Annotated in this window: 7 protein-coding genes; 5 read left to right on the forward strand and 2 right to left on the reverse strand. The window is 49.4% G+C overall.

Annotated elements, in window-relative coordinates:
• Both VZT47_RS08255 and VZT47_RS08260 read right to left on the reverse strand, forming a co-directional pair.
• Nucleotides 1–1,024, reverse strand: a 1,024-nt coding sequence (locus tag VZT47_RS08255; protein ID WP_330224493.1) for an ESPR domain-containing protein, incomplete at its 3' end; no start/stop codon positions are given.
• Nucleotides 1,025–1,707: 683 nt separating this feature from the next.
• Entirely contained in the window at nucleotides 1,708–3,015 is a 1,308-nt protein-coding gene (locus VZT47_RS08260) for a helix-turn-helix domain-containing protein (protein ID WP_330224494.1), read from the reverse strand.
• 194 nt (nucleotides 3,016–3,209) lie between these two features.
• Between VZT47_RS08260 and menC (VZT47_RS08265) the strand changes: the two genes are divergently transcribed.
• From menC (VZT47_RS08265) to menC (VZT47_RS08285), 5 genes are all read left to right on the forward strand, one after another.
• Nucleotides 3,210–4,322, forward strand: coding sequence for an o-succinylbenzoate synthase (gene menC / locus VZT47_RS08265; RefSeq protein WP_330224495.1), 1,113 nt, complete (start codon nucleotides 3,210–3,212; stop codon nucleotides 4,320–4,322).
• Between the two features lie 31 nt (nucleotides 4,323–4,353).
• Nucleotides 4,354–5,055: a DUF5058 family protein gene (locus VZT47_RS08270; protein WP_330224496.1), complete on the forward strand. Its 702-nt coding sequence runs from the start codon at nucleotides 4,354–4,356 to the stop codon at nucleotides 5,053–5,055.
• Between the two features lie 12 nt (nucleotides 5,056–5,067).
• Nucleotides 5,068–5,727: a hypothetical protein gene (locus VZT47_RS08275; protein ID WP_330224497.1), complete on the forward strand. Its 660-nt coding sequence runs from the start codon at nucleotides 5,068–5,070 to the stop codon at nucleotides 5,725–5,727.
• 84 nt (nucleotides 5,728–5,811) lie between these two features.
• On the forward strand, nucleotides 5,812–6,969 hold the full coding sequence (locus VZT47_RS08280; RefSeq protein ID WP_330224498.1) for a M20 family metallopeptidase: 1,158 nt from the start codon (nucleotides 5,812–5,814) through the stop codon (nucleotides 6,967–6,969).
• A 20-nt stretch (nucleotides 6,970–6,989) separates the two neighbouring features.
• Nucleotides 6,990–8,111, forward strand: coding sequence for an o-succinylbenzoate synthase (gene menC, locus VZT47_RS08285; RefSeq protein WP_330224499.1), 1,122 nt, complete (start codon nucleotides 6,990–6,992; stop codon nucleotides 8,109–8,111).
• Nucleotides 8,112–8,471: the final 360 nt, after the last annotated feature.

Raw genomic sequence — 8,471 nt, forward strand, 5'->3', positions numbered from 1 at the left:
CTGTCTTTACTCCGATTGCTCCATCAGCAATATTGATAGCGCTTCCTGCCGTATAGAGTCCGGAAAGGTTTACTTCTGCAGAATGATCATCTGTATCCGTTACTTTCAGCGTCTGTCCGGTAAGTGTTGCTTCTTTGATATTCGCATGGGTATCAGTATCAATGGCACTCTTAATGGCAGCCGTATTTACAGACAATCCGTTTTCATCGATAGTGATTCCGCCATTAGTCTTGGCCTTTACTTTCAGTCCATCCGCTGCATCGAGTCCGCTGTTTGTATCTGCTGTCTTTACTCCGATTGCTCCATCAGTAATATTGATGGCTTTTCCTGCCGTATAGAGTCCGGAAAGGTTAACTTCCGCGGAGTGGTTGTCCGTATCCGTAATGGTCAGTTTCTGCCCATTCAAAGAAGCACTGGAAATATTAGCATGGGTATCGGTATCGGTAAAGGTTTGTTTGTCCCCTGTTTCCTCCCCGTTTTTCAGGGTCTTTAATGTGTATTCGGTGGTATTGCTGGAAGAGCCGGATTCGCCGGACGGTGCCTTTTTGACGGAGGTAATGCTGTAGGTATACTGATCCTTATAGTCATCTGGAGCCTTCTGGATGATTTCCCTGGTAAATTTCTCATTCCCGGCAAGTGCGGTGACCCAGTTCTCATCCCCGGCAAGTGTGGTGACCCAGTCAGAAAAATACCCGCTGATATATTTGTTATTTGCCAAAAGAATATTGAGCGTCTTTTTACCATAATCGTCTTCGCCGTAAGCCAGTCCGTCGAATTTGTCTTTGCCCCAGTCTTGTGTATATTTCGACGGAATGGAAGACCAAATTGTAAAGGCGCCTGCTTCCTGTCCTGCGCCGGAGAAAGCAGCGATTCCCATCAGCAGTGCAGCTATAATCAGGCTAAGGCCGCCTCTTCCGGTCCCATTTTTACCGGTATTGCTCTTCGCATGTCCTTTTGCCAGTTCAGAGGCTACGACATGACAGTGCTTCGCTTCATTCCATATGACTTTGTAAATACGATTCATTTCTGATCCTCCCGGAACAAAATACGCTAAACGGGCTCAATGATTTGAGCCATATTGTAATGATTTGAGCCATATGGTTTTAGTTTAAAACCATATGATTAACATATAATACATCATTTTTCCAACGATTTCAACATGACAAATTTTATTATTTGGATATCCGAAACGTTTTGTCCCTGCCTGGGGATATTTCTCTAAAAGCAGTCTTTCCTGCGGGGCGCTTTCGCCGGATGGAGGAATCGCAGGGAGAATATAATTTCCCGGCAGGTCATCCCTTTTATTTCCAGGGTGCCGCTTTCCGGTCAAAGGATGTCCGCCTGGCGGCCCCCGGAAGGCGGAAATGAAAATGGGGGAATCCCCACCCCTGCCTTTCAGGAGTTCCGGGTTCCCTTCCCGAAGGCCCATGATTTCCATGCAAAAATCCGTCTGCCATACGAAATGGCAGACGGATTTCGGATCGGTTTACTGTATGGGCAGCGCCGTTTCCACGGGAGGCTGGCCTTTAGTGAAGCTTCACAACTCCGGGACCCGGTTGAGCGGCAGGTGGTTTTATCAAGTAGTCCGTTCACAATGGCCATAAAAATGCCCGCCTCAGAATGTTGAGGCGGGCCTGATTTTATTTGGATTTGAAATGGACTGGCATATTTTTCTATCGTCTGAGAACCAATGGCTGAGGGCTGTCCTCATTTATCCTCTTTAATGAGCAGCCTTATGACGCGGCTGGGTCTTCCGCCGGTGGCGGAGTATTTTTTCCCTCTTTCTTCGCAGAGTCCCGCATCTTCCATGCGGAGGATGATCCGGTTCATGGTGCGGGGTGTGATGCCTGTGAAGTCGGCCAGTTCTTTGGAGGTGAATTCGGTTCTTTCTTCTTCTTCACAGATATGGCGGAGCCTTTCGAGGAGGAGCGGTGTGACGCCATAGGTCCGGGCCATCCTTTCGAATCGTTCCTTCGGTTCATCTTTATCTTTTTTGGGCGGTACCATGGACCGGTCGCCGGAGAGGGAGACTTCTTTGCCATCGGCGCCGATCAGGTAGACTCTGTCATTCTTCTTTTCTCCTGCTATTTTCATGGCTTCATCGGCATGGCTGCAGGCATCCATGGGATTGACGCCAAAACCGATGCCTGCGGAAGCAGTAAAGCCGGTCACTGTTTTCAGTTCTTTCACGAAGGGAAGTTCATGGAATCTCCGGGTCACCATGGAAAGTTCATTGTAGGGTGCAAAGATGTAAAATGTCCCATTCTTTGAATGAAGGCAGGCTCCGTGAATGGCGCTGGCAAAGCGGTAAATGTACCGGTAGGCAGGAAGTTTTCGGACTTCCTGTTCATTGATGTCATTATTCTTTTCCGTATCTTCCATCCACACCGCCAGGACTGCTGTTCCTCCCTCGCTTTCCGGCGTCAGTTCCCGGGTGAGGATGAGCTGGTGTACCGCATTTCGTATGTCTTCCAGGGACGGGCGGAGATAAAAGGCCGGGGTGCCCTGTTTTTTCAATATCGCATAGACCTTGTAATACATGGTCACTGCGAAATCCGCTTCTCCATTTTCCACAATCCGGGCGAGCTCTCTGGCATCGGTGCGGAGAAGTTTATCGCTGTAGGGAAAAGAAGGCATCGTAATAAGTTCTATTTCTTCCGGCGCCGCATCCTGCAGGGCTGTCTCAAAGAGGTCTTTCTGGATGCAGTCGGTGACAATGCGCATGGAGTACCCGTCCAGGGCCGCATGGACCAGGATTCGTAAAAGGGAAGCCGTAGTGCGGTGGATGAGGAAAAAAGGGGCTGAAAGGTGCATCTGCCTCATGGTGAAGTGGAGGGCCGTTTCTCCCAGAAAGAGAAAGGCATCGGCCCGGCTCTGCTTTCCGGAGAGGATCTCAGGGATGGCGGAAATGGTGGGATAGGATACGGACACGAAGGTGTCTTTGGGAAATTTCTTCCTCAGATAGGGCAGGATATCATCTACCACTTCCTGAGGACAGACGAAACCGATTTTCATGGAGATTCACCCCTTTGGGACAGGTTAAAGTCCTGTTAAAGACACTTTATTTCCTATATGATAACAGTAACTGAAAAAGATGTACAGGGATTTGGCATTGTCAAGACATTTTTTTGTGCAGTATCAGAGCAAGGAGGCCGTGAAAGCAAAGAAACTTTCACGGCCTTTATTTTGCAGGAGCAGAGGAGGAAACCATGAGAATTGACCGCGTGGACATCATAAGGGTATGGAACCCTTTCGTCCATCCATTCCGGACAAGCTTCACCAGTTTTGAGAACAGGGACGCCCTGCTGGTGAAGATTTATTCCGAGGGCCTCGTAGGCTGGGGCGAATGCAAAGCTTTTTACGGACCTTTTTACAATCCGGAGGATAATGGTACCGTTCTTCACATCCTGAGGAACATGATCATCCCGAAAATCCTTCATCAGGAAGTGGCGGGGCCGAAGGAATTCATGGAGCAGTTCGCCTATATCAAAGGCAACCGTCTGGCCAAGGCTGCCGTGGAAAATGCCCTGTGGGAGCTCCTTTCCCAGCGCACCGGGAAATCCATCAAGACCCTCCTGGGCGGTACCCAGAAGGAAATCAAAGTAGGCGTTTCCCTGGGGATTGAGGACAATATCAATGATCTCCTGAGGATCATTGATAAATATCTCGCTCTCGGCTATCACCGGACGAAGATCAAGATTCATCCCGGTCAGGATATCGAAGTCATCAAAGCCATCCGGAAGGAATTCCCAGATATCACCCTCACGGTGGATGCGAATTCCGCTTACACTTTAAAAGATATCGACCTTTTCAAAGCCATGGATGAATACCATCTGCAGTATATCGAGCAGCCTCTCGGGGAAGAGGATATCGTGGAACATTCCATCCTGCAGAAAGCCATCGAGACGCCGATCTGCCTCGATGAATCCATCGTCTCCTACGATGCAGCCAAAGCGGCTATCCGTCTTGGATCCTGCAAAGTCATCAATATCAAGTCCAGCCGCTGCGGCGGTATGTATGAAGGTAAGAGGATTCATGACCTGTGCCTGGAAAACCACATTCCTGTGTGGTGCGGCGGCATGACGGAGCTGGGAATCGGGAGAGCCCAGAATGTATCCTTCGCCAGCCTTCCGGGCTTTACCGAACTGGCCCATGATGTGGCCGCGGCCAGCCGGTATTTCAAGCGGGATATCACGGATCCCATGGTGGACATTACAGACAGATGTACCATCATCGTACCGGATGAGGAAAACGGTATCCGGTACAACGTGGACGAAAAGGCCATTGATGATATGACCGTAGGTCACTGGATTTTCAGGTAGTTCCAAGGTATTTCAAGGGGAGTGTAAAATTATGGAACTGAAAGAAGTAGTAAACAGCCCCGGTATGTGGCTGGCATCATCTGTGATGATTATCGTCGTCCTCGTACAGAGCATCATTTATCTCCGCTCTGCGCTGAAGGAGGCAAAAAGGTTGAACATTTCCAGCGACAAGTGGAAAGCCGGTATGCGTTCTGCCATGATTACCGCCATCGGACCATCCATGTCGCCGGTCATCATCCTTCTGGCATTAATTGCCGTTTTAGGCGCACCGACTGCCTGGATGCGTATGAATGATATCGGCGCAGCCCGTACGGAACTGGCCATGGTAACCCAGGCTACTGCAATCATCGGTATGGATCCCCAGTCCTCTAATTTCAATGAACTGGGTTTCTCCTATGCCCTCTGGGGTTCCGCTCTCAATAACTTCGGCTGGATGTTCTTCACTTTCATCCTTACCCCGAAAATGGGGAGTTATGTGGAAAAGCTGAATACGAAGTACGATGTGAACTGGATCAAAATGCTCACTGCCGGCGCAACCATCGGCCTTTTCGCTTTCCTCCTTACACCCCGTCTCGTAAGTCTGCAGCCCGGCAACTGGGTAGCAGCCTGCTCTTCGGCAGCAGTGATGGTCTTTATTTCCAAAGTTTTCGCCAAACAGCAGAGACTCCAGGAACTGGCTCTCGGCATTGCCATGCTGGTTGGTATGTATCTGACAAGCGCCATTTTCGGCTGAAAGGAGTAAACCATGGACGAATTAGCCAGATTCCGTAAAAATCAGGTCCGGATCGGTACGATTACCATTCTCTGCGGCATGATTGCCAATTTCATTCCGGCTGTTTTCTTCTACCTCGCTTATGGCGTAGGGCCTTCCGCGGGCGATATCGTTACCATCTGGACGGTAGCAGCCATTACTTATGCCGTATCCTGGTTTATCCAGCCGGTCACCTTCTTCTCCATGCTCGGTATTTCCGGTACTTATATCGGATGGCTCGCAGGCAACTGCGCCGATATCCGTGCCCCAGCCGTAACCATGGCCCAGAAAGCTGCCGGTTATGAACCCGGCACTCCGGAAGGAGATGTCATGGCAGTTATTGGTATTACCGGTTCCATTTTCGTATCGGTTACCATTATTACCCTCTTTACCATTATCGGTGATTCCGTACTGGCCATGGTTCCGCCGGCTGTAACTGCAGGATTCAAGTATATCCTTCCCGCCGTATTCGGTGCCGTATATGCCCAGCTTTCCCTGAAACATCTGAAAGTCGGCGCCATTACCATCGCCATCGGTTTCGTGATCGCTTATGTATTCAAAATGGTCCACATTCCGAACTATGTCCTGAACATCGTCCTCATCCTTCTGGGTGTGGCTGTTTCCAGAGTAGAATATGTAAGAAACAAGAAATAATTCCCTCTGCTTTCATTGATTCCCGTTTTTTGAATCCCTTTTATTTCCACTATTTTTTCAATTTATGAAAGGAGCTTTCTTACAATGGATGTTAAAGAAAAAGCATTCGCCTGGGTAGACGCAAACAAAGACAGCATGGTAGACCTCTGGAAACAGATGGTTACCATCGATTCCGGTATCGGCGTAAAAGAAGGGGGCATGGAAATCGGCAATCTCTGCGCTTCCATCCTCGAATCCCTGGGATTCACCATCCGCCGTTATCACTTTGAAAAATGCGGCGATACCATCATCGGCGAAAGAGGAGATCTCTCCAAACCGTACCCGATCCTCATGGGCCATATGGACACCGTCTTCTTCAAAGGCGAACCGCTGAAACGCCCCTTCACCATTAAAGACGGCAAAGCTTACGGACCGGGCGTCCTGGATATGAAAGGCGGCGACTGCATCGCCCTTTCCGCTCTGAAAGCCCTTCACGATGCCGGCTATGATTTCCCCTGCAAAGCCATTTTCGTAGCCGATGAAGAACCGGCCCATGCATTCTCCAATAACCCGGAAGTCATTGAAAAAGAAGCCAAAGGCGCTAAATGCTGCTTCAACTTTGAAACCGGCTTCACCGATCATGACATCACCGTACAGCGTAAAGGCTGCTGGAGATTCTTCCTGGATACCTGGGGCCGCGGCGCTCACGTAGGCAATGCACCGAAGACAGGCCGCAGCGCTATTCTGGAAATGGCTCACAAGATCATCGATATCGAAAATCTGACCGACTATGATAAAGGCTACAATGTAAACGTAGGCACCATCGAAGGCGGCACCGTAGCCAATGCAGTTCCGGATCACTGCCGCATTGAATGCGATTTCCGTTATATCAGCAATGAAGACCTGCCGGGACTGAAAGCAAAAGTTATGGATATCGTCAATAAAGTCTATATCAAAGACGTAAAGACCACCTTCGAGGAAAGCGTAGGATTTGCCGTGATGGAAAGAATCCCGGGAAATATGGAACTCCTGGAAGTAGCCAAAGAAGTAGCCAAAGAAAACGGCTTCCCCATCCCCGGTCCGAAACTGTGCGGCGGCGGATCCGATGCGGCTTACACCTGCAAAGCCGGCATCCCGACCCTCTGCTCTATCGGCGTAGAAGGCAGCCGTAACCATACCGTAGAAGAATGGGCCGACGTAGACAGCCTTTTCCAGCGTACAAAGCTCATGATCGGCATTCTCCTCAAAGTCTCTGCCGACTGACTTCCTGAAAGGACTTCATCATGAAAATCACAAAAGCCACTATCCGCCAGATGAAGATCCCCCTGAAGGTTCCCTTCCGCACCTCCTTCGGTCTCTTCCCGGCAAAAGATTTCTCCGTAGTGGAATTGGAAGATGATGCAGGAAACAAGGGTTACGGTGAATGCTCCGCATTCTTCCGCCCCTGGTACAATGAAGAAACCACCGAAGGCGCCCTGGTAGTTCTCAAAAATTTCATCATCCCCTCCCTTTTCCAGCTGGACTATGACTCTCCGGAAAATTTCCATGACCAGACGGACTGGATCCGCAAAAACAAGATGGCCCGCTCCTCTGTGGACTGCGCTCTCTGGGAAATCTATTCCAAAGAACTCTCCATCCCTGAATGGAAAGCCCTGGGCGGAAATAAAACGGAAGTGGAAACCGGTGTATCCCTCGGCGTGGAAGCCACTCCGGCAGACCTTTTGAAGACCATTGAAAAATACATGGCCCAGGGTTACCGCCGGGTCAAATGCAAAATCAAACCGGGCAAGGATATCGAATACGTCAAAGCCATCCGCAAGGAATTCCCGGACATCATGCTCATGGTGGATGCCAACTCTGCCTATACCCTGAAAGATATCGATCTTTTCAAAGAAATGGACCAATATGGCCTCCTCATGATTGAACAGCCTCTTTCCTGCGATGATATCGTGGATCACCGCCATCTGCAGGCATCCATCCAGACCCCGATCTGCCTGGATGAATCCATTCTGGACGTGGATGATGCGCGAAGGGCCATCGAACTGGGCTCCTGCAAAATCATCAATATCAAGGTAGCCAGAGTCGGCGGCCTCACGGAAGCGAGAAAGATCCAGAAATACGCCTCCGAACACGGCGTTTACGTATGGTCCGGCGGCATGCTGGATGCAGGCATCGCCCGGGGCCACAATATCGCCGCAGCCACCCTTCCGGGTTATCAGTATCCGAATGACCTTCCGGCCAGCGACCGTTACTATGCCATGGATATCGTGACTCCCTCTACTTTCATTGATCAGCGGGCCATGATCCGGGTCCCCCAGAAAGTGGGCACCGGTTTCGAACCGAACTGGGAAGTCATCGACAAATACACCGTAAACAAGTGGGAATTCACGAAAGATTCCTTCTGATCCGGTTTGGAAATAAAAGACTGACAAACAATAATTATTGAAAACTGCAGAACTTATAGTTATCAGTGATCAGTTCTTAGTTATCAGTTAAGGTGGCCCGCATCAGAATTTGATAGCGGGCCATTTTTCTGTATGACAACAAAAATGAATGCTTTTTTATAAAAGGATGCCTCTCACGTTCAAAAGGGATCCGGGAATACTGCAAACTGATAACTATTAACTGCAATATCATTAACTTAACAGCTGCTAAAGTGCTTCCAAATCGAAATTTCTCTATTGCGTTTAAAGGAAATAGGGCCTTATTCACCCTGTTCGGAGTAAATTTTAGTAGTTTTGACCGGTTTTTGAGGCACTCTAAAG

This window comes from Dialister sp. (genome assembly GCF_036343215.1).
Lineage (GTDB): Bacteria > Bacillota > Negativicutes > Veillonellales > Dialisteraceae > Dialister.

What these genes read in the sequence shown, in the direction of transcription:
- VZT47_RS08260 (WP_330224494.1), bottom strand. Translation starts at nt 3,015, where the DNA reads ATGAAAATCGGTTTCGTCTGTCCTCAGGAAGTGGTAGATGATATCCTG.
- menC (WP_330224495.1), top strand. Translation starts at nt 3,210, where the DNA reads ATGAGAATTGACCGCGTGGACATCATAAGGGTATGGAACCCTTTCGTC.
- VZT47_RS08270 (WP_330224496.1), top strand. Translation starts at nt 4,354, where the DNA reads ATGGAACTGAAAGAAGTAGTAAACAGCCCCGGTATGTGGCTGGCATCA.
- VZT47_RS08275 (WP_330224497.1), top strand. Translation starts at nt 5,068, where the DNA reads ATGGACGAATTAGCCAGATTCCGTAAAAATCAGGTCCGGATCGGTACG.
- menC (WP_330224499.1), top strand. Translation starts at nt 6,990, where the DNA reads ATGAAAATCACAAAAGCCACTATCCGCCAGATGAAGATCCCCCTGAAG.
- VZT47_RS08280 (WP_330224498.1), top strand. Translation starts at nt 5,812, where the DNA reads ATGGATGTTAAAGAAAAAGCATTCGCCTGGGTAGACGCAAACAAAGAC.